This window comes from Streptomyces sp. NPDC102437 (assembly GCF_044765565.1).
Taxonomy (GTDB): Bacteria; Actinomycetota; Actinomycetes; order Streptomycetales; family Streptomycetaceae; genus Streptomyces.
In genome coordinates this window covers 197,964-217,518 of record NZ_JBIWKI010000013.1, presented here as the reverse complement: position 1 = coordinate 217,518, position 19,555 = coordinate 197,964, and the positions used below count along the sequence as shown (strand labels likewise).

General features: G+C 70.1%; 20 protein-coding genes and 1 tRNA gene. 5 read left to right on the top strand and 16 right to left on the bottom strand.

Going from position 1 to position 19,555, the window contains the following annotated elements; genetic code table 11:
- Positions 1-19: 19 nt before the first annotated feature.
- On the top strand, positions 20-1,621 hold the full coding sequence (locus tag ACIRJP_RS19240) for a GAF domain-containing protein (protein ID WP_404175231.1): 1,602 nt from the start codon (positions 20-22) through the stop codon (positions 1,619-1,621).
- Here the strand turns inward: ACIRJP_RS19240 and ACIRJP_RS19235 are convergent.
- Positions 1,599-2,030 carry an Lrp/AsnC family transcriptional regulator gene (locus tag ACIRJP_RS19235; RefSeq protein ID WP_404175228.1) on the bottom strand — a complete coding sequence of 144 codons (432 nt, stop codon included), beginning with the start codon at positions 2,028-2,030 and terminating at the stop codon, positions 1,599-1,601. The two genes, ACIRJP_RS19240 and ACIRJP_RS19235, sit on opposite strands and share 23 nt — an antisense overlap.
- Positions 2,031-2,178: 148 nt before the next feature.
- Here ACIRJP_RS19235 and ACIRJP_RS19230 point away from each other — a divergent pair, with 148 nt between their 5' ends.
- Genes ACIRJP_RS19230 through ACIRJP_RS19220 form a run of 3 tightly spaced genes read left to right on the top strand, consistent with a single transcriptional unit; the run spans position 2,179 to position 6,214 of the window.
- Positions 2,179-3,387, top strand: coding sequence for a nitrate/nitrite transporter (locus tag ACIRJP_RS19230; protein WP_404175226.1), 1,209 nt, complete (start codon positions 2,179-2,181; stop codon positions 3,385-3,387).
- Between the two features lie 36 nt (positions 3,388-3,423).
- Complete coding sequence (locus ACIRJP_RS19225) at positions 3,424-4,875, top strand: acyl-CoA synthetase (protein WP_404175223.1); 1,452 nt, start codon at positions 3,424-3,426, stop codon at positions 4,873-4,875.
- Positions 4,868-6,214: a carboxyl transferase domain-containing protein gene (locus ACIRJP_RS19220; RefSeq protein WP_404175220.1), complete on the top strand. Its 1,347-nt coding sequence runs from the start codon at positions 4,868-4,870 to the stop codon at positions 6,212-6,214. Before ACIRJP_RS19225 ends, ACIRJP_RS19220 begins: the two co-directional genes overlap by 8 nt.
- A 56-nt stretch (positions 6,215-6,270) precedes the next feature.
- Here the strand turns inward: ACIRJP_RS19220 and ACIRJP_RS19215 are convergent, their stop codons facing one another.
- The 6 genes from ACIRJP_RS19215 to ACIRJP_RS19190 all read right to left on the bottom strand — a co-directional run bounded on the left by ACIRJP_RS19215 (position 6,271) and on the right by ACIRJP_RS19190 (position 13,280).
- Entirely contained in the window at positions 6,271-7,536 is a 1,266-nt protein-coding gene (locus ACIRJP_RS19215) for an MFS transporter (RefSeq protein WP_404175217.1), read from the bottom strand.
- A 96-nt stretch (positions 7,537-7,632) separates the two neighbouring features.
- Positions 7,633-9,516, bottom strand: coding sequence for an ABC transporter ATP-binding protein (locus ACIRJP_RS19210; protein WP_404175214.1), 1,884 nt, complete (start codon positions 9,514-9,516; stop codon positions 7,633-7,635).
- A gap of 130 nt (positions 9,517-9,646) precedes the next feature.
- Complete coding sequence (locus tag ACIRJP_RS19205) at positions 9,647-9,844, bottom strand: hypothetical protein (protein ID WP_404175211.1); 198 nt, start codon at positions 9,842-9,844, stop codon at positions 9,647-9,649.
- A 926-nt stretch (positions 9,845-10,770) separates the two neighbouring features.
- Positions 10,771-10,834 (bottom strand) — tRNA-Ile (locus ACIRJP_RS19200).
- A gap of 212 nt (positions 10,835-11,046) precedes the next feature.
- Positions 11,047-12,624 carry a tyrosine recombinase XerC gene (gene xerC, locus ACIRJP_RS19195; RefSeq protein WP_404175208.1) on the bottom strand — a complete coding sequence of 526 codons (1,578 nt, stop codon included), beginning with the start codon at positions 12,622-12,624 and terminating at the stop codon, positions 11,047-11,049.
- A 71-nt stretch (positions 12,625-12,695) separates the two neighbouring features.
- A complete protein-coding gene (locus ACIRJP_RS19190; protein WP_404175205.1) occupies positions 12,696-13,280 on the bottom strand; it encodes a helix-turn-helix domain-containing protein in 585 nt (194 codons plus the stop codon).
- 129 nt (positions 13,281-13,409) lie between these two features.
- Between ACIRJP_RS19190 and ACIRJP_RS19185 the strand changes: the two genes are divergently transcribed.
- Positions 13,410-13,610 carry a DNA-binding protein gene (locus ACIRJP_RS19185; RefSeq protein ID WP_404175202.1) on the top strand — a complete coding sequence of 67 codons (201 nt, stop codon included), beginning with the start codon at positions 13,410-13,412 and terminating at the stop codon, positions 13,608-13,610.
- A gap of 88 nt (positions 13,611-13,698) precedes the next feature.
- Here the strand turns inward: ACIRJP_RS19185 and ACIRJP_RS19180 are convergent, their stop codons facing one another.
- The 9 genes from ACIRJP_RS19180 to ACIRJP_RS19140 all read right to left on the bottom strand — a co-directional run bounded on the left by ACIRJP_RS19180 (position 13,699) and on the right by ACIRJP_RS19140 (position 19,395).
- On the bottom strand, positions 13,699-14,190 hold the full coding sequence (locus tag ACIRJP_RS19180; RefSeq protein WP_404175199.1) for a response regulator transcription factor: 492 nt from the start codon (positions 14,188-14,190) through the stop codon (positions 13,699-13,701).
- Positions 14,191-14,381: 191 nt separating this feature from the next.
- A complete protein-coding gene (locus ACIRJP_RS19175) occupies positions 14,382-15,164 on the bottom strand; it encodes an aldo/keto reductase (RefSeq protein WP_404175195.1) in 783 nt (260 codons plus the stop codon).
- Positions 15,161-15,757, bottom strand: a complete 597-nt coding sequence (locus ACIRJP_RS19170) for an AAA family ATPase (protein ID WP_404175192.1) — start codon at positions 15,755-15,757, stop codon at positions 15,161-15,163. The genes ACIRJP_RS19175 and ACIRJP_RS19170 overlap by 4 nt, the downstream gene beginning before the upstream one ends.
- A complete protein-coding gene (locus tag ACIRJP_RS19165; RefSeq protein WP_404175189.1) occupies positions 15,754-16,356 on the bottom strand; it encodes an exonuclease domain-containing protein in 603 nt (200 codons plus the stop codon). Before ACIRJP_RS19165 ends, ACIRJP_RS19170 begins: the two co-directional genes overlap by 4 nt.
- Entirely contained in the window at positions 16,353-17,525 is a 1,173-nt protein-coding gene (locus ACIRJP_RS19160) for a radical SAM protein (protein WP_404175185.1), read from the bottom strand. The genes ACIRJP_RS19165 and ACIRJP_RS19160 overlap by 4 nt, the downstream gene beginning before the upstream one ends.
- Before the next feature lie 28 nt (positions 17,526-17,553).
- Positions 17,554-18,120, bottom strand: coding sequence for a nucleoside-diphosphate kinase (locus ACIRJP_RS19155; RefSeq protein WP_404175182.1), 567 nt, complete (start codon positions 18,118-18,120; stop codon positions 17,554-17,556).
- Complete coding sequence (locus ACIRJP_RS19150; protein ID WP_404175179.1) at positions 18,117-18,347, bottom strand: hypothetical protein; 231 nt, start codon at positions 18,345-18,347, stop codon at positions 18,117-18,119. The genes ACIRJP_RS19155 and ACIRJP_RS19150 overlap by 4 nt, the downstream gene beginning before the upstream one ends.
- 194 nt (positions 18,348-18,541) lie before the next feature.
- The gene (locus tag ACIRJP_RS19145; protein WP_404175176.1) at positions 18,542-19,198 is read right to left on the bottom strand and encodes a hypothetical protein; all 657 of its coding nucleotides are present in this window, start codon (positions 19,196-19,198) and stop codon (positions 18,542-18,544) included.
- Entirely contained in the window at positions 19,195-19,395 is a 201-nt protein-coding gene (locus ACIRJP_RS19140; RefSeq protein ID WP_404175174.1) for a DUF5999 family protein, read from the bottom strand. The genes ACIRJP_RS19145 and ACIRJP_RS19140 overlap by 4 nt, the downstream gene beginning before the upstream one ends.
- Between the last annotated feature and the right edge of the window lie 160 nt (positions 19,396-19,555).

The window sequence follows — 19,555 nt, the reverse complement described above, 5'->3', positions numbered from 1 at the left end:
CACCCCGGGGGTGCGGCGCATGACCGACGAGACGACGGACGCGGGACCGTCCGGGGCGGCCCCGGCCGCGTCCCCCGCCCCGGAGAAGCCGCCGCTGTCGATGCTTCTGGAAGCCGTGCTGAGCATCGGCTCCGATCTCGAACTACGGGTCGTGCTCCAGCAGATCGTGGACACCGCCACGACGCTGACCGGGGCCCGGTACGGCTCGCTCGGCGTGCTCGACCCGGAGCGCGGCACCATCGGCGAGCTGTACACCACGGGGCTCGACGACACCGAGCGGCAGCGGACCGGCCGGTTCCCGGACGGCCACCTGGGGATGCCCGACACATTGGCCGACGGGGCGGAACCGCTGCGTCGCGACGATCCGACCGCCGACCCGCGGGCCGGCGGGATGCCGCCCGGCCCTCCGGCGATGCGGTCCTTCCTCGGGGCGCCGATCCGGGTCCAGGACCAGGTCTTCGGCAACCTCTACCTCACCGAGAAGCACAGCGGCCGCTTCACCGACTCGGACGCGGCGGTGCTGAGGGCACTGGCCGCCCAGGCCGGCGGCGCGATCGCCAACGCCCGGCTGTACGCGGCGGCCCGGCAGCGGGAGCGCTGGATCGAAGGGGCGGCCGCCGTCACCACCGCACTGCTGACCGGCGGAAGCGCGGCCGACGCGCTGATGACCGTCGCCGAAGGGGCCAGGAAGCTCGCCGACGCCTGCGCCGGGGTCATCCTCCAGCCCGACGAGGAGGGCGGGATGGAGATCGTCACCGCCGCCACGCTCGACGACCCGGCCGGGATCGTCGGTACGGCCATCGCGCCCGGCTCGGCGGTGCTGGTCCAACTGCTCGGCGGGGAACCGGTGTTCATCGAGGACTCGGCGACCGATCCGCGGATGACGACGCATGTGCGGTCACGGTTCGGCCCGAGCATGATGCTGCCGCTGCAGAGCGACGGGCGGCTGATCGGCACCCTCGCCCTGCCCCGGCGGCGCGGCGACCGCCCGTACACGGCCTTGGACCGGCTGCTGGCCACGCAGTTCGCCTCGCAGGCCGCGCTGGCGCTGGTCCTGGCGAACGCCCGGCACGACCGGGAGCAGCTCGCGGTGTACGAGGACCGGGACCGGATCGCCCGCGATCTGCACGACCTCGTGGTCCAGCGGCTGTTCGCGACCGAGATGATGCTGGAGTCGACCCGCCGCAGGGCCGCCGCCCCGGACACCGACGAGCTGCTCGGCAGGGCCGTCGACGAGCTGGACTCCACCATTCAGGAGGTACGGACGGCGATCTTCGCCCTCCAGCAGCCGCCCGCCGAGGCCCCCGCCACCTTCCGCGGCCGGGTGCTGCGGGAGACCGCGGGTGCCGCCGCCGTGCTCGGCTTCCCGCCGTCGGTGCACTTCACCGGGGCGGTCGACGCGCTGGTCCGGGATCCCGTGGACCGGCAGCTGCTCGCCGCGCTGCGGAGCGCTCTCGCGGCCGCGCACCGGCGGGCCGGGGTGTCGGCGATCGAGGTGGCGGTGGACGCGACGGCCGGGCCGGCGGACGGGCGGGCCGCGGTCCGGCTGACGGTCACCGACGACGGCCGCGACGAGGACGGTTCGGAGTCGAAGGCCGTCACCTGGCAGGCGCCGCTCTGAGCGCGACCCGGGTGCTGGAGTGGGCGACCCCGGCCTCCCGCTTCAGCCTGCGCAGCAGCCCGTCCAGGGCGGTGGTGTCGGCGACGGTGGCCCGTACGAGATAGTCGTGGCCACCGGTCACATGGACCACCTCGGTGATGCCGGGCAGGGCGAGCACCGCCCGCTCGAACACCTCGTTGGTCGTGTCCATCCGCAGCGTCACGTCGATGAAGACGACGAGGCCGGTGCGGGTGTCCGCGGCCGGGTCGATGATCACGGTGAAGCCGCGGATGACACCGTCGCGGCGCAGCCTGCGCACCCGGTCGGCCGCCGCGTTGGCGCTGAGCCCGACCCGTACGCCCAGATCGCGGTACGAGATCCGGGCATCCTCCTGGAGGATGCCGAGGATTTCTCTGTCCAACCGGTCCATACTGTGATTGTCGCAGCTTTGTCCGGTTCGTGACTGTGCAAGTCGTGTCGGCCGGTACCCCGCCCCTGTACCCGGCTCCCGCGTCTCGGGTGACCCGGATGGCGCATTCCGGCAGGCCCGGGGCGGGTGCCCGCCCTTGACTGAGGGGGTGGACACAGCCGTCAAGCAGTCCCCCGCAACGGTCGACGCGCCGTCCGCGGCCGCCTATCGCAATCTCGTGATGGCCACGATCGGTTTCGGGCTCACCTTCTGGGCCTGGAACCTGATCGCGCCGCTGTCCGGGGACTACAAGGAACGGCTGGGGCTGACCTCGTTCGAGCAGTCGCTGCTGGTGGCGGTGCCGGTGCTGGTCGGTTCGCTGGGCCGGATCCCGGCGGGCGCGCTCACCGACAAGTACGGTGCGCGGCTGATGTTCCCGCTGGTCTCGGCGCTCACCATCGTGCCCGTGCTGCTGCTGATCCCGGCGCGGGACTCCTTCGGCGCGATGCTCGTCGTGGGCTTTCTGCTGGGCCTGGGCGGCACCACGTTCGCGATCGGCATCCCGCTGGTCAACTCGTGGTTCCCGCCCGCCGAGCGGGGCCTGGCGCTCGGGATCTTCGGCATGGGGATGGGCGGTGTCGCGCTGTCCGGGTACTTCACCCCCAGGATCGCCGGGCACGGCGAGAACCTGCCGTACCTGGTGGTCGCGGCGGCCCTCGTGGTGTACGCGGGGCTGGCCGCGGTGCTGGTCAGCGACCGGCCGGGCCGCCCGGTGCCGACCGACTCGCTCGGCCACCGGCTGGCCGGTGCCGGACGGCTGCGGGTCACCTGGGAGCTGTCCGCGCTGTACGCGATCGGCTTCGGCGGAATCGTCGCGTTCGGCGTCTACCTCCCCACGTATCTGAAGACCTGGTACGACCTGTCGCCCACCGACGCCGGCACGAAGGCTGCCGGGTTCGCCCTGGTCACGGTCGTCTTCCGGCCGCTCGGCGGCTGGCTCTCGGACCGCTTCCACCCGGCCCTGGTCACGGCGGCGGCGCTCGGCATGGCCGCCCTGATGGCGATCGTCCAGGCCTTCGATCCGCCGCTGGCCCCGGGCGGCACGATCGCGCTGCTCTGCATGGCGGCGGGCCTGGGCACCGCGAGCGGCAGCGTCTTCGCCCTGGTCTCGCAGGTGACACCGCAGGCCAAGGTGGGCAGCGTGACCGGGATCGTCGGCGCGATGGGCGGCCTGGGCGGCTTCGTCCCGCCGCTGGTGATGGGCGCGATCTACAGCGCGAAGGGCTCGTACTCGATCGGCTTCATGCTGCTGTCCGACCTGGCCCTGGCGGGATGCGTGTACGCGTACGGCCGCATGCGGGGACTCCAGCGGGACTAGGGTCTTTCACCTGGCGCAGCCCATAAGGTGCGGTGGGTGACCCCTCTTCTCTCTGTGCCGGATGACGGTTCGATCCGGGAAGCCACCCGGTTCGGCGAACACACCATGACCTACGAGCGGTTGGCCGCCGCCTCCGCCGCGCTCGCCGGACGTCTCGCCAGAGCCGGGCGGGTCGCGATCTGGGCCGCCCCCACCCCCGAGACGGTGGTGGCCGTCGTGGCCGCGCTGTACGCCGGGGTGCCGGCGGTTCCGCTCAACCCGAAGACGGGGACGCGGGAACTCGCCCACATCGTGTCCGACAGCGAACCGGCCATGGTGCTGGCCGGGGCGGGCGACACTCTCCCGCCGGTGCTGGGGGCGCTGGAGCGCATCGACGTCGACACGGCCGCCGAGGGCTCCCTCGCCCCGCTCCCCGAGCCCTCCCCGGAGTACCCCGCGCTGATCGTCTACACCTCCGGCACCACCGGCCCGCCCAAGGGCGCGATCCTGCCGCGGCGGGCGATCGCCGCCTCGCTCGACGCGCTGGAGGACGCCTGGCAGTGGACCGGCGACGACGTGCTCGTCCACGCCCTTCCGCTGTTCCATGTGCACGGCCTGATCCTGGGCGTGCTCGGGCCGCTGCGCCGGGGCGGATCGGTGCGCCACCTGGGCAGGTTCTCCACCGAGGGGGTGGCCCGGGAGCTGTCGTCCGGCGGCACCATGCTCTTCGGCGTGCCGACGATGTACCACCGGCTGGCCGAGGCCCTCGACGGCCCCGGCGCGGACAATCTGGCCAAGGCGCTGGCCGGCGCCCGGTTGCTGGTGTCCGGGTCGGCCGCACTGCCGGTGCACGACCACGAGCGGATCGCGGCGGCCACCGGCCGCCGGGTCATCGAGCGGTACGGCATGACGGAGACCCTGATGAACACCGGCGTCCGGGCCGACGGCGAGCCGCGCCCCGGCACGGTCGGCGCACCCCTGCGCGGCGTGGAGCTCCGCCTGGTCGAGGAGGACGGCACCGTCCTGTCCGGGGACGGCGGCCCCGACGCCATCGGCGAGATCCAGGTGCGCGGCCCGAACCTCTTCACCGGCTATCTGAACCGCCCCGACGCCACGGCCGCCGCACTCACCGAGGACGGCTGGTTCCGCACCGGGGACATGGCCACCCGGGACGCCGACGGCTACGTACGGATCGTCGGGCGCAAGGCCACCGACCTGATCAAGAGCGGCGGTTACAAGATCGGTGCCGGGGAGATCGAGAACGCGCTGCTGGACCACCCCGGTGTCCGCGAGGCGGCCGTCACCGGTGAACCGGACCCGGACCTGGGCGAGCGGATCGTCGCCTGGGTGGTGCCGGCCGACCCGGCCGCGCCGCCGTCCGAGCGGCAGCTCGCGGACCATGTGGCCGCCCAGCTGTCCCCGCACAAGCGCCCGCGCACGGTCCGCTACCTGGACGCGCTGCCCCGCAACGACCTCGGCAAGATCATGAAGCGGTCGCTCCATGGCTGACCGGATGGGCGCGCGGGCCGCGATCGCGGCCCTCACCACGGAGTTCGAGGAGCTCACCTCCGGGACCGGTGCTCCGGACGCCGGGAACGGACCGCTGTCCTGGGCCGGATACGGGGAGTCCCGGGCCCGTGCCACCGCCCGTACCGGCGAGGAGGAGTCCGTCGTCCACGGCCTCGCCTCGCTCGGCGGCCGGCGCTGCGTCCTGGTCTCGTTCGAGTTCGGGTTCCTGGGCGGTTCGCTGGGGCAGCGCACCGGGGACCGGCTGGTGGCCGCGTACGAGGCCGCCCGGAGGCGGGGGCTGCCGCTGGTCTCGCTGATCGCGACGGGCGGCAGCCGGATGCAGGAGGGGATGGTCGCCCTGAGCCAGCTCCAGCGGGTGGCCCGCGCCTCGGCGCGGCTGCGGGCGGCGGGCCCGGCCCAGATCGCGGTCCTGCGCGACCCGACGACGGGCGGCGGCTGGGCCACGCTGGGGGCGGGCGCCGATGTGATCCTGGCGCTGCCGGGCGCCCAGGTCGGGTTCGCCGGTTCCCGGGTACGGCCGCCGGACGCGGACCCGCACGCGTACACCGCCGAGGGCCAGCTGGCGGCGGGCCAGGTCGACGCGGTCGTCCCGCCGGAGGAGCTCCCGCAGACGGTGGCCCGCTGGCTGCGGGCGCTGCACGCCCCGGACTCCCCCGCAGCGCCCGCCCCGGTGCCGGACGCACTGTCCGCCACCGGCCTCCCGGTGACCGGCTGGGACGCGGTACAGCAGGCCCGCTCGGCCGCAAGGCCGCGCGCCGAGGCGTATCTGGACGCGTACTTCGAACACCGCCTCCCGCTCGTCGGCGACCGGTGCGGCGGTACGGACCCGGGGCTGCTCTGCGGCTTCGGACGGCGCGAGGGCCGCTCGATCGCGTACGTGGCCCAGTGCGGCACCGCGACCCGCCCGGCCGGCTACCGCACGGCGGCCCGGGTGATCCGGCTGGCGGACCGGATCGGCGTCCCCGTGCTCACCCTGGTCGACACCCCCGGCGCGGCCAACGACGCGGCGGCGGAGCAGGCCGGGGCGGGCGCCGCCATCGCCGACGCCTTCGCGGCGATAGCCGAGGCCCGGGTCCCCGTCACCACCCTGGTGATCGGCGAGGGCGGCTCGGGCGGCGCGCTGGCGCTGGCGGCGCCGGGGAACACCCATGTCACCCGGGACAGTTACTTCTCGGTCATCGCCCCGGAACTGGCGGCGGCGATCCTGAAGCGCGCCCCGGACGAGGTGCGTGCCACGGCCGACCAGCTGCGGCTGCGCCCCCAGGACCTGGTGGAGCTGGGCTTCGCCCGCTCGGTGGTGGGGCCGCCCGGGGAATGAGGCAGGGACTGGTCAGGGCTGCGGGTTCCGCGCGTCGTACCAGGGGCAGGGACTGGTCAGGGCTGCGGGTTCCGCGCGTCGTACCGGGCGAACCCGCGCCACCGCAGCCCCAGCAGGGTCACCGCGACGACACAGGCGATCCCGCCCCCGGTCACCGCCAGGCCGGGCGAGGCGAGGTCGGCGACCGATCCCGCCACGAAGTCGCCGAGCCTCGGTCCGCCCGCCACCACGACGATGAACACGCCCTGAAGCCGTCCTCGCATCTCGTCCGGCACGGCCGCCTGGAGCATGGTGTTGCGGAAGACCATCGAGGTGGTGTCCGCGCACCCGGCGAGCGCCAGGAAGACCAGCCCGAGCCAGAGCTGCCGGGTCAGACCGAAGACCGCGATGGCGGTGCCCCAGCAGGCGACGGCGACCAGCACGGCGAGACCGTGGCGCCGGACGCGCCCCAGCCATCCGGAGAACACCCCGCCGAGCAGCGCCCCGAGCGCCGGGGCGGCGACCAGCAGCCCGGTGGTCTTCGCGTCGCCGCCGTACCAGAGGACGGCGACGACGGGGAAGAGCGCCCGGGGGTGGGCCAGCACCATGGCGCACAGATCGGTGAAGAAGGTCATCCGGAGATTGGGCCTGGTCCCGAGGAAGCGCAGCCCGTCCGCGACGGACGCCCGCTTGTGCCCCACGCCCTCCTCCCGCTCCGGCAGCATGGCGGGCAGCCGCCACATCGCGTAGAGCGAGGCGGTGAAGGTGACGGCGTCGACGGTGTACGCGGCCCGGTAACCCCACCAGCCGACGACGAGCCCGCCGAGCATCGGCCCGACCAGCATGCCGGTGGTGCTGGTCATGGAGGTGAGGGCGTTGGCTGCGGGCAGCTGCTCGGCCGGCAGCAGCCGGGCGATCATCGAGCTGCGGGCCGGTGAGTTGACCGCGAAGCAGGCCGCCTGGAGGCAGACGATCGCGTACAGCAGCCCCACCTGCTCCACGCCCGCGACGGCGATGACGACCAGGGCGACGGAGAGCAGGAACGACCCGGCGGAGCTGGCCAGGCCGAGCTTCCGCCGGTCGATGGTATCGGCGACGGCACCGCCGTACAGCCCGAAGACGACCAGCGGCAGGAACGAGCAGAACCCGATCAGCCCGACCGAGAACGCGGACCCGGTGATGTCGTAGACCTGAAGCGACACGGCGAGCGACGTCATCCCCTGCCCGATCCAGGAGACCGTGTTCCCGAACCAGAGCCGCCGGTAGTCGGGGGAGGTCCGCAGCGGCGTCAGATCGGCGAGTATTCGGGCGCGGGGAGCGGGTCCTTCGGTCGTTTCGGTCACAGCGGATGGTAACCACCAGCAGTTCTCCGGCGGTCCGGCCGCCGTCGGGAACCGGCCGCCGCGGCAGTGACGTAACGGCTCCGTGGCGCCGCCCGGCTATCTCCGATGGATCCCTGACGGCCGGGCGGACTTGTAGACGGTTCCGTTGTGCGGCCGGGAACGGCGCTCGAAGAGCGTGGCGTACAGGCCGCTCCTGCCGAGAAGTTGGGTGTGCGTGCCGGATTCCACCAGGCTCCCCTCGTCCAGTACGAGGATGCGGTCGGCGTCCGCGGCCAGGGCCAGATCATGAGTGATCACGATGGTGGTGCGGCCGCGGGCCAGCCGCCGCAGGGGCTCCAGGATGCGTTCCGCGGCCAGCCGGTCGAGGCCGGTCGTGGGTTCGTCGAGGAGGAGCACAGGGGCGTCGCGCAGCATGGCGCGGGCGATGGCGATGCGCTGCAACTGGCCGCCGGAGAGCCGGGAGGTGCCGGTGGATATGACGGTGTCATATCCCTCCGGCAGAACCTCGATGAACGCGTGGGCGTCGGCCGCCCGCGCGGCCCGCTCGACATCGTCGTGGCTCGCGTCGGGGCGTCCACAGCCGATGTTCTCCTCGATGGTGTCGTGCAGGACAAGCGTGTCCTGCGGCAGCAGCGTGATGTTCCGGCGTAGATAGGTCAGCGGCATCCCGTCCACGGAGACGCCGTCCAGCAGGACGCTGCCGGCGTCCGGGTCGTAGAACCTGAGCAGCAGCGCGGCCAGCGTCGACTTGCCCGCGCCGCTGGGACCGGTGATGACCAGCAGTTCCCCGGGACTTGCGGTGAACGAGAGGTCCCTGAGCACCGTCTCGTCGCTGCCGGGGTAGTGGAAGAAGACCTGACGCGCTTCCACCTCGCCGAGCGCCCGGCTGCGCTCCGGCACCGGCACCGAGTCGCCCGGTTCGGTGACGGCGGGCTCGGCATCGAGGATCTCCAGCAGTCGTTCGGCGCCCGCGGTCGCGGCGGTGGCCGTCAGACCGAGCTGGCCCAGCGAACGGATCGGCGGGTAGAGGTACCCGATGAAGGCGGCGAAGGCCAGCAGTTGTCCGAGGGTCATCCGGCCGGCCGAGATCTCCCATGCCCCCAGCCCGATGATGGTGAGGACGCACAGCGTTTCGAGGACTTCGATGAACTGCTCATAGAACTCGGTGAGGCGGACGGCCTTCACCGCGGTCCTCAACCGGAGCCGCGCCTTGCTGCTGAGCCGGTCCTCCTCGTCCTGCTGCCTGTTGTACGCCTGGGTCATGACCACGTTGACCAGGGTCTCCTCGACCACGGCGGTGATGGCACCGTCCGCCGCCCGGCCGCGCCGGGACACCGCGCGCAGGGGCTTGGCGAACCCGCGAGTGACGAGCAGCAGGATCGGAACCATGACGAAGGTGGCGAGGGCCAGGTCCCAGCGCAGCAGCAGGGCGGCACCGGCGTAGAAGACGGTGCCGAACAGCGCCGACGCCGCCCCGACGATGCCGGAGACCACGAGCGCCTCGATGGCCTCGACGTCGCCCGTCAGCCGCTCCACCAGGTCGCCGCGGCGATTGCGCTGGAAGAAGTGCGGCGGGAGCTTCTGGATATGGCCGAAGACGCGGGCCCGCAGCCTCAGCACGAAGCGTTCGGCGGTCCAGACCGCGAGCGAACTGCCCAGGTACCCCACCACCGCACCGGCGACCGCCACTGCGAGCCACTGACCGGCGGGCTTCCAGAAGGCGCTGACCGTGCCGGTCTGCAGGGCTTTGTCGGTGAGTTCGGCGAACAGCAGGACGGTGATGGTCTCGGCGAGGGCGGCCAGGACCGCACACAGGAAGATGACGACGAGCCAGCGCCGGTCGCCTCTGGTCAGAGGCCAGAAGCGCCGGAAGGACGCCATGATGCTGACGGGGTCGGTGCGGATCGGAACATCCGTCACCGGGTCCTCGGGCGGCTCCTCGTCACGGGCGGAACGCTGGAGCGGGCTGTGAAAGCGCATGAGCATCACATCGCAGAGGTGCTCGGACTATGGGCAGTAGCCATGGGAACAGGTCCCCACAAGACGAGGCCGACCCGCGCGCTGCGCGAGCCTGCCTCGAGTTGATGTCAGGGATCGGGAGTGAAGGGTGTCAGCAACCCCAGCGTCCACCACGGCCGTAGCCGTAGTCGTCGAAGTAGCCGCCGAACCCGCGTCCGCGTCCGCGTCCGCCGAAACCACGGTCGCCGTAACCACGACCGCCGTATCCGCCACGGCCACCGTAACCGCCACGGCCACCGTATCCGCCGCGACCGCCGTCCCTGTGGTCGAAGATGCTGCGAACCTTCATCTTCGCCTCCTCTGGAGGAGTTCACTGTGCCGCTCCTTGCTCCTGCAGCGGCACTTTCGACACTACGTCCGACCCCTGCGACCAACAAGTCGTAGAAGCCGTAATCAAGGATTAAAGGTGACGAAATACCTTAATCCTTCGGAGCGTTGTCACAGGTGACTCTCCGGACATGTAACGCAGGTGGGGGCAAATAGGCAGGAAGTGGACGGCTCACGGCGAGAGCCCCGACGCCTGCATGTACACGCGGGCCATAACGCTCCGCCGGAACACCGACAGCGGAGCGGGCAGGAATCAGCCCCACCGGATCACCTCCGCGTCGCAGGGGACCTCGGAAGCCAGGGCGAACCCCTACACACCAAGCGATTACGCTCCGTAACGGTGGGTGCGATCTGTCGATCCCGCACCCGGTCCGGCCGACAGGGCGGAGCCGAAGCCCATGGACACGGGCCCTGCCCGAACGGGGATGGGTGATTCGCCGGGAAGGCTCCCTATGCGGCACGCTGATGCCGGTGACAGCGATCCGGCCGAATCGCGAACGAACGGATCAGCTTTCACCGAAGCCCCGTCGAAACGAGGGGAGTTACGGGGGCAGTCGCGTCGACGAAGCCCCGTCGGAGCCTCAGCGCCCCCCAAGACACAAGGGGCCGACGACGAGTGGATCGAGGCGCGGTTGCGCATCATCGTGCCCCGTCACCCCAGAAGCGCACACGGCCGTTCCCGCCTCGCGGATCAGCAAGCACTTCCAGTGAGGGGCAGCCCCACGCCCACCTTCGAGCAACTCCTCAGTGCCGGACTCAGCCCGCCCGCCGCCACGCCTCGCCGCGGTGGCGGGCGGAATGGGCGTCAATGCCCGGGTCACAGCCGCGAGGCACCCTCGCAAAAACACGTTTCCCCAGGTCAGAACGATTCTTCCTGAAGTTGTTCGGTGGGGCGGGTGGGACTCGAACCCACGGCCGACGGATTATGAGTCCGCTGCGGGCCCACCCTGCTCTGTGTCACCTGGTGACACCCACTGTCGGACACTGCCGGAAAGTGCTGGTCACGCACCCTTTCCGTGCATCCTCACCCCGGCCTTCATGACGGCTGGTGTCACGCCGTGACGCCTCATTATGGAGCGTTCGGGCGAGCATCGGGCGAGCAAGGGGCGAGCGGGACGGGCCCCCGACCTGCGGTAACGCCGACCCGATTCGACCCCCATGACGCTACTCGGCAACCGGCGCGGCGTCACCCCTTCGGGCCCTCGGCACCAGCGCCGCGGCCCGCTCCGCAATGCTCAGGTCCACCTCCTTCAGCAGCGAGGTGTACGTGTCGCCCGCGAGCTGCGTCGTGCCATGCCGCAGCGTCTCCTTGATGGCGTGGAGGTCGCCGCCGCCCGCGTGGATGAGCGTGGCCGCGCAGTGCCTGAGATCGCGGAGGTTGATCGGCGGCAGGTCCGCTCTCCGGCAGATTCGCCGGAATTCCTCGCTCACCTTCTCCGGGTGCAACCACGTGCCATCGACGTCGGTGAACTCCTTGCCCGTGTCCACCCAATCGGGTGTGTCCTTGCCCTCCGCCCGCTCCCGTGCCGCCCGCTCGTTCCAGGCGTCACGCTCGGCCGCCTTCCGGATGCGGTGCGCTCGAAGGACAGCGACACTGACCGAGTCCAACCCGATCGTTCCGGCGGCCTCCTCGGTCTTCGGCGTGTCTTCGTAGACCTGCCAGTTGTCGACCACGAGCTCCTTGGAGATCGTGATCTCCTGGCTGTCCAAGTCGGTGTTCACCTCGTCCTGGCCGACGCCCTCACCGCGGCGCAGACCCCGGAACGCGATCAGGTGAAAGAACGCATACAGGCGCGACTCCTCCGCCTCGTCGAGAAACTGCCCGATCTGTTCCGGCGTCCAGACCATGACCGCGCTCGGCTTCTCCCCGGTCTGCCTCCAGCGCTCGACGCGCCGGTCCGTCCACAGCAGACCTTTGGGCCGCTTCCCGGACGCCAGCTCCACCCACGACGCCGGGTTGAACGTGATGAGCTGCCGGCGGATGGCGGAGTTCAGCGCGGTCCGCAGCGTGGCCCTGATGCGCTGCTTCGTCGCAGCCCCGGTGATGAGCCGGTAGGGCGGCATCGCCGCCAGCTTCTCCCGCTCCACAGCGAGGCGCGCCGACTCCGCCGCCGGGGGCCGGGACGCCTTCCCCCATTTACAGCGCGCCTCCTGCTCCCGGCGCTGCGCATTCTCCGCCGCGATGATCTCGTTCTGCTCGTCGATCGAGTCGAAGAACGCTTGCGCGTGGGCGACATTGAAGCGGTCCAGCCGGTAATGCCCGACCCCCGGCCCCAGGTGCACGCGGATGTGGGACCGGTAGCCGGCTGTCGTCCTCCTCTTCGTCTTCTTGGACTCGATCCACTCCTCCAGCCACTCACCCACGGTCATAGCGGAGTCCATCGCCACACCGCCGACCAGCTTCCGCTTCACCTCCGCCAGGTCCGGGATCGGCGCACGGTCCCGCATCACGGCCGCCAACAGGTCACCCACACGCCGGGCCCCGTCCTCATCGTCCTCGACCAGATCGAGGATGGCGCGGATACGGTCCAAGTCACTCTGCGCGTCCTTCACCGTCCCGTACCCGGTGCGCCGGAACGTCCGCCGCGCCCCCTCCGCGTCGGCCGGCAGCTCCTGCCTCAACTGGTGGTTGCCGTGCGCACGCTTCGACAGCTGCGGGCACTCCTGACCGAGACGCTTCCCGCCCTCGTCGCGGCACTCACACCGCTTCGTGATCCCGCCGGCCCGCCGTGCTCCGGGCATGACTGATTCCCCTCCGTCGTGCTTCGTGAAGGGCGCAGCGCGCCCGTGGGTAACAGGCAGTCCCGGCCCGGCTAGGCCTGCCGGTCCAGCCCTGCAAGCGGCGGGAGGGTCAGCCCTCGCCGTGCGATCTCGTCCCGGAGCTCGTGAAGCTGCTGCTTCATCTCCTCGGCAAGCTGCCGGGCCCCCTCGGCCTCCGGCCCGGCGGCTTCACCGTTCCACCGGTAATCAGAGATGGCCTGCTCCCAGATCCCCTTGTAGACACGGCGGATCTGGGTCTCCAGCCGCCGGTGCTTCCGCAGGAGCGTCAGGGCCCACCCATCGGAAGCACCAGCCTCACCGTTCCACCAGTCCGCGGCCTCCAGCGGCGGAACCGTACGGCCAGGCAGGTGCTCGACCTCCTCGGCGTAGCCGACGGGGAAAACGAGCGCCGCCGGCGCCACCTCCAGCGCCGCCGCCAGGATGCCGACCTCGGCCACGGTCACGTTGCCGCGCCGGCCGTTCTCGATGTTGGAGATCACCGTTCTGGGCATGGGCGAACCCAGCCGATCGCAGGCGTCCGCGAGCTGCTGCGCACTCATGCCCCGGGCAAGCCGGTGGCGTCGCACCTCTTGCGCAATCGTCCGGCTGACGCGGGCTGACCAATCGAGTTGCTCCATGTTGACCCAAAGTACAGACGCTGTTGTGCGGTATCAACCCATGACGTACAGTGCGCCACGAGGACCCAACCTGTTCCATTTCCAGGCCGGAGCTGCGCCGAAATGACCCACATGACTACTGAACAGCCGATGACCACTCGCGACCTCCTCGACCTCCCACCCACCGTCGACCTGGAGACAGCCGGTCGCGCATTCGGCTTCGGGCGCACCCACGCCTACCATCTCGCCCGCACAAACGCGTTCCCCTGCAAGGTCATACGCCCCGGGCGCCTCTTCCGCGTCGTGACCGCAGACATGCTCCGCGTGCTCCAGGTGCCCGACTCGCACTGACACCCCACACCACTGCCCCGGCGACCATCACCTGACCGCCGGGGCAGTTTTTCGGGTTGTAGAGCACTGTGTCTGAGCGGCGGTGCGGTCAGAGCAGCCCCTGGCGCATCGCGAACGCGACCGCGTGCGACCGGTTGCGAAGCTGGAGGCGGGTCATCAACTGGTGCAGCGTGTACTTGATCGTGCGCTCGGAATAGGCGAGCTTCGTCGCGATGACTCCGGTGTCGTGCCCTTCGGCGATGAGGCGGAGGATGTCGATCTCACGGACGGACAGACCACTGGAGTGCCGTCCCTGTGGGAGGAGCACGTTCTCTTGCAGCGTGCCAACCTCCGACATGAGTGCCCCCAGCAGGTTGGGGGGCATGTAGCCGTCGCCCGCCGCCGCGGTCTTTATGACGTGGACCAGATGGTCTGGTGTGGCCTCGCTGCGGGGCACGAGCCCCGCCACCCCGCACGCCACCGCCCTGAACGCCGCCTGCTCCGTGAGTTCAGCCAGGACGAGGACGACGCGGGTGGCACTGGTACGCCGGGTCTTGCTCAGCAGCACGATCACGTCATCACTGACGTTGTCGGCCACCATGACTGTCACCTGCGGGTCATCGGATGGATCTTCACCTGCCACGAGGTCGATCTCGGGGCGTGTCCGTAGGTGTGTACGAATCCCCGCGTCAGAGACAGGGTCTCCGGCAAGAACCTTGACCCGGATTCGAGGTGAGCAACTGGCCCGCAGTGCACTTTCTCGTGCGGCTGGTACAGCCGGGGCGGTACGCATCAGGACCAGCCGCCAGCCGCTACGGCGCTCACGATCTCTTCGAGGTGCTGCGGTTGGCTTGTGCTGGGAATGGGCGCCACGATGTCGTCGAGTTGGAGAAGCCAGTTGAGGGCGGTAAAGACTCCGTGGGCTTTCGTCAGCGTGCCCGCGTCGAGTGGCCGGTAGGGCACGTAGGGGATGCCGAGGTCTCGGCAGAGTTCGAGGGCTGGATCGTGGCGATCGGTCATGTTGAGTACGTTCTGCACTGCCGAGATGGTCACTTCCTTCCCGGCCCTGCGGATGTCTTCAGGCCTGACTTTCGAGAGGCCGATGTGGGCGATCTTGCCCTCGTCCCGCAGTGCGTGGAGCGTGCCGAGCTGGTCCGCGAGCGGCACTTTCGGGTCGATGCGGTGCAGGTAGCAGAGGTCCAGCCGCTCGGTTCCTAAACGGCGGAGGCTGGCTTCGACACAGGTCCGCAAGTAGACGGGGTGACCGTGTGGTGCCCACAGGTTGGGGCCCGGTCGCACCATGCCGACCTTCGTCGCGATCAGCAGTTCCTCGGGGTACGGGTGTAGCGCATCACGGATCAGATGCTCGACGGTGTGAGGGCCGTAGGCGTCTGCGGTGTCGATGTGCGTGATGCCGTGGGTGCGGACGGCCTGGCGGAGGACGCGTACTGCCTGGTGGCGGTCGACGGGGTCGCCCCAGGTGCCGGGCCCGGTCAGCCGCATCGTTCCGAATCCGAGACGGGAGACGGTCTTTCCAGCGAGTCCGATCACGCCCCCAGGCCGTGCAGCGCTCATACGGCGGCCTCCGTCAGGCACATCTCAAGTGCCTGCACGACGGCGTACGCCTGGCTGTCGGGGTCGCTGGTGACGCGCAGGTGAGGGATCTCCTCGCTGATGAGGAGCGCGTGGGTGTGCTGGTCGACCAGGACGCGGTACCGGGGGTCGTAGTCGTGCTTCGCCTGGACCGGCATCGTCTCGTCGAGCACCGTCGCCAGGAGCAGGTCGTACTTCGGCAACTGTGAAGAGGCCAGCAGCAGTAGCCTGTCCCGCTCCAAGTCGTCGATCTGCTCACCGCGGAACTCCAGAGCGGCGTTGAAGTAGGCGAGGGCATCGTAGGGAGCGCGGTCCGCGAGGATGACGTCCGCACCCCGGGCGGCTGCGGCGATCTCGTCGGCGATGCCCTGCGCGATGATCCACTCGGTGGACGCCGCGGTGTGCTTCTGCATCTTGGGCAGCCCGTTGAGGGCGGCGCGCTTTCCGATGCTGCCGGTCCGGACCGGGGCCATACCGTTGCCGCGCAGCTCCATCTCGATGCGCTTGAGCAGCATGGTCTTGCCGGTGGAGTGGGCACCGAGCACGCCGATACGGATGGGCGGATTCGTAGTCACCACAGGGTGGGTTCCTCTTCTGGGTCGTGGGCTCCGGGCAGGCCGGGCGGCACGGCCGCGGCGACGAGCTGGTCCCAGGTGTCGTAGTGGGTGGCCATGGCGATCAGGAGCTGCGCCGTGGCGTAGGCGTCGAACGTGGCGCGGTGCCGCTGTGCGGGGGCTGCGCTCAGGTCCGGCTGGACGTGCTCGATCAGGGCGTCGAGTGAGTATTTCGGCAGGCCGGAGTAGGTGGCCTTGGCCAGCCGGAGGGTGTCGAGCACTCCGGCCGGCCGCCATTGCGGAAGGTGCGCCGACAGCACCTTGTAGTCCACATGCGCGTTGTGGGCGCAGATCCACGAGTCACCGAGCAGTGTGTGGACCTTGTCGGCGATCTCCTCCCAGCCGGGCTCGCGCTCCAGCCGCAGATTGGTCAGGCCATGGACGCGGGCGGCGAAAGGCGTGACGGGGCGGCGCGGCTTGGTCAGCCACGCGCCTGCCGTACTCGTGTCCGGCCGCCCGTCACGTACGGGAAGGGCGGCGACCTCGACCAGGTCGGGCGGGTTGGTGCCGTTGCCTTCGACATCGACAACGAGGAGTGACGGCCAGGAGGAGAAGTTCATGCGGGTCCGGTTCCGTTCCCTGCCTGCCAGCCGATGGGAGCACGGCCGTGCTGGCGGTGGTGGTGAGGCTTGCTTCGGTCGTGGCACTGGTAGCCGAAGCCGTGCTGGAGGAAGTAGCGCGGCGGTTCGTCCAGTCCCTCCACGACGATGGCACGATCGTTGATCTCAATCTCACCCGTCGCGCCGAGAACTCGGGCTTCCTGGGTGACTGTCGCCAGATCCGGCTTGACCCACGCCGCCTGGCATCGCGCGATCTGGTCCTCGGGGCAGATGTCGCACAGCTCGCGTACGCCGTAGTGGCCGTTGTAGTCGGCCTCTCCATGGGCGTAGGCGACACCGCAGCTCGTCTTGCGGAACAGAGCCCCCCAGGCGCTGTCTTGGAAGGCGGCGAGTATCCGCTCTTCGGCGGCCTGCGGCATGATTTTCCGCCGTGCCGTTTCGTCGTACGGCATCGGCAGCCCGTGCGACTCGTAGTAGGAGGCGATCTGCTCCCGGAAGAACAGGCCCGTGAAGACGGTGGCGTGTGCGTGCTGGGACAGCTCCCGGGCCCGCTCGATGTCAGCGTCGGAGTCGTTCAAGCCAGGCACGATCGGCCGCCAGTACAGGACAGTGCGGTACCGCTCGGCGTGCTCGTACAGGGTGCGCAGGCTCGCCGCGGCAATGTTGGAGTCCACGGGCTCGATGGCCGGGTTGGCGATGTTGGAGTGCGTGACCAGCACGGTCAGGCGCAGGTTCGTGAAGCTGTTGAGGACGGCACAGTCCTCGGGGGTCACCCGCCAGCGCGTGATGATCAGGACGTGGTTGGTCAGGCCCTGCTCGTCGAGCTTCCGCAGCACCTCGAACAGGTGGGGCTTCACGATGGGCAGCATCGGGTCTGTGGCACGGTTCAGGAGCTGGATGGGCGCCTTGTGGGCACGGAAGTACGGGTGGCCGACGAGACGGGCGACGGCTTCCTCGTCGCTCATGAGGCGTCGGGGGGCCTTCATCTCGAAGTTGTCGAACAGGTGCCGGACGCAGTATCCGCACTCCAGCGGGCAGCCGACGATCCAGTTCAGCGACAGCCCTGACTTGCGGTACTCGATCACATCGGCGAGTTCCGGCTTCAGTTCGCCGATCTTGTCGGCGGACAGGATCGGGAGGGGGCGGCGCTGGAACGTGGGAACGCTCATGAATGTGCCTCCAAGTGTGGGAACGGTGTCAGTCCTCGACGTTGGCGCGCTGACGCGGGGAGATCTGCGGGACGAGCAGGCCACGGCGGTTGGCGCCGAACCAGGTGCCGAAGTCTCGGCGCGCGGCGTCCGCGTCGTCGGACGTGTGGACGAGGTTGTTCACCAACCGCTTCTCGGCCAGGGCCTGGTCGAGACTGTCGTCGCCGAGATCGCCGCGGATCGTGCCGGGCTCCGCTTTCGACGGGTCGTAGTGGCCGAGGCAGCTGCGCAGGCGGCCTTGAATGCCCGGCGGGCCGTAGGCCAGGGCGACGGTGACGGTCCGCCCGACGTACAGGCCGGCCAGACATGCGGGTATGTCTCGGCCGCCGAACCAATCGGCGTCGACCAGCAGGTCCCAGTAGTGCACGTGGATTTGCCAGGGCGCGACCGTCACGTCCTGCCGGCCGAGGATTTCCACGTCCGGTGCGGCGAGCCGGTTCAGCACCTCATCGGCCAGGCCCCGCTCGACCGCGTCCGGCTTGCACAGGATGACCGACCAGCGGGACCAGCCCACGCCGTTGACCACGGCACCGCTGCGGGAAGGCTTCTGATTCATTCGGCGCTTCCGGGCGTGAAGCACGCGGCCCAGCGGTGTCCGACGAGCCAGCGCAGGCCCAGGTGCAGCGCGTCCAGCACGTCGAGGCTCAGGGTGTCCCTCTGTTCGTGCTCTATCTGCCGGTAGAGCTCGAACAGCGCGGCGATGTGGTGCTCGTGGTTGTGCGAGGCGAGTTTCAGGGCCAGGTAGGCGCCTTCGACGCTGCGGAAGGTGGGAGCTGTGAGCATGAAGTCTCCAGGTCGATGTACAGCCACGGTTGCGGCTGTGAGACAGGGGCTACTCGGAGAGACGTGAGCCCGCACCGTTGCGGAGAGGAGCGGGCACGCATCACCGCTTCATTGCGGCGTAGTTGATCAGGGTGATGGCGACCACGAGGGTGGACACCTGCCACGCGCGACGGGACATGGGGCCTCCAGGACGTTCAGGCATGCGAGGCGAGCGGCGTGAGGTCATCCAGGTCGACGACCGTGAAGTCCTGCAAGCAGCGAACGAGCTGTGAAGCCAGGAACCACCGCAGCTCTGACGCCCGGTAGGGAATGGGTGTGTCATTCCCGGCCAGTGCCTTGATCCCGTCACGTGTCCACTGGTAAGGCGTGCCGATGACCCCGTAGATGGGGGCGTTGCGCACCATCAGGGCGGTGTAGCCCTTCTGGAGGTTCGGACACTGCTCAACTGCGACATGCAGATGCGCCCGGCAGACAGGGGGCTGCGCGGTGCGGAGGATGTCCCCAGGCCGCGGAAGGCCAGCGGCAGCGGGTGCCAGGAACGGGTACCCCTGCGGTGTTCTTGTAGGGCCTGCGCAGATCTGGCAGTGGAGCCGTGTCATCGTTTCGCGCTGCCTAGCGGGGTGGATCAGCCGCCACTGCGGCCGCCCTGACGGCAACCCACCTGGGCCGATCGATTGCGAGCACCGGCCCCACAGCACACCTCGCGGATCGCGGTCCTCTGGACTCTCGTCCCAGTAGCCCAGGGCTGACCGGCCGGCGCGGTCAAAGGTGGCACGCAGGGCCAGGATCGATTCGGGTTCCTCGCCGTCGCGGGCCGTGATGTACGGGACGACGCGGCTCACCGTGCTCATGCGGCTGCTCCCGTCAGCGCAGTGGGGCGGCGCGGGGGAATGATCTGGCCGTCGGGCAGCAATTCACCAGTGTCGTCAAAGGTCAATACGCCATTGCAACGCAAGGCCCAGCCCAAGACGTCGTCTCGCGCCACAGTCTTGGCCGCCTCGCGATCTGGCGCGTCCGCGGTGGGGCAGGGAGTCTCGTGCTGGCACATGTGCGTCGCATTCCTCTCGGACGTGCTGTGGTGAGGGGCCCTCTCCGGCTGAACCTACGAACCGCGGGGGAGCGGAGTTGGATTTACCGGAGAGGGAGTTTCGGGGAGGAGCTGTGGGGCAGGCCGGTCGCCCTCGATTGGAGTGGGAGAGGGCGACCGG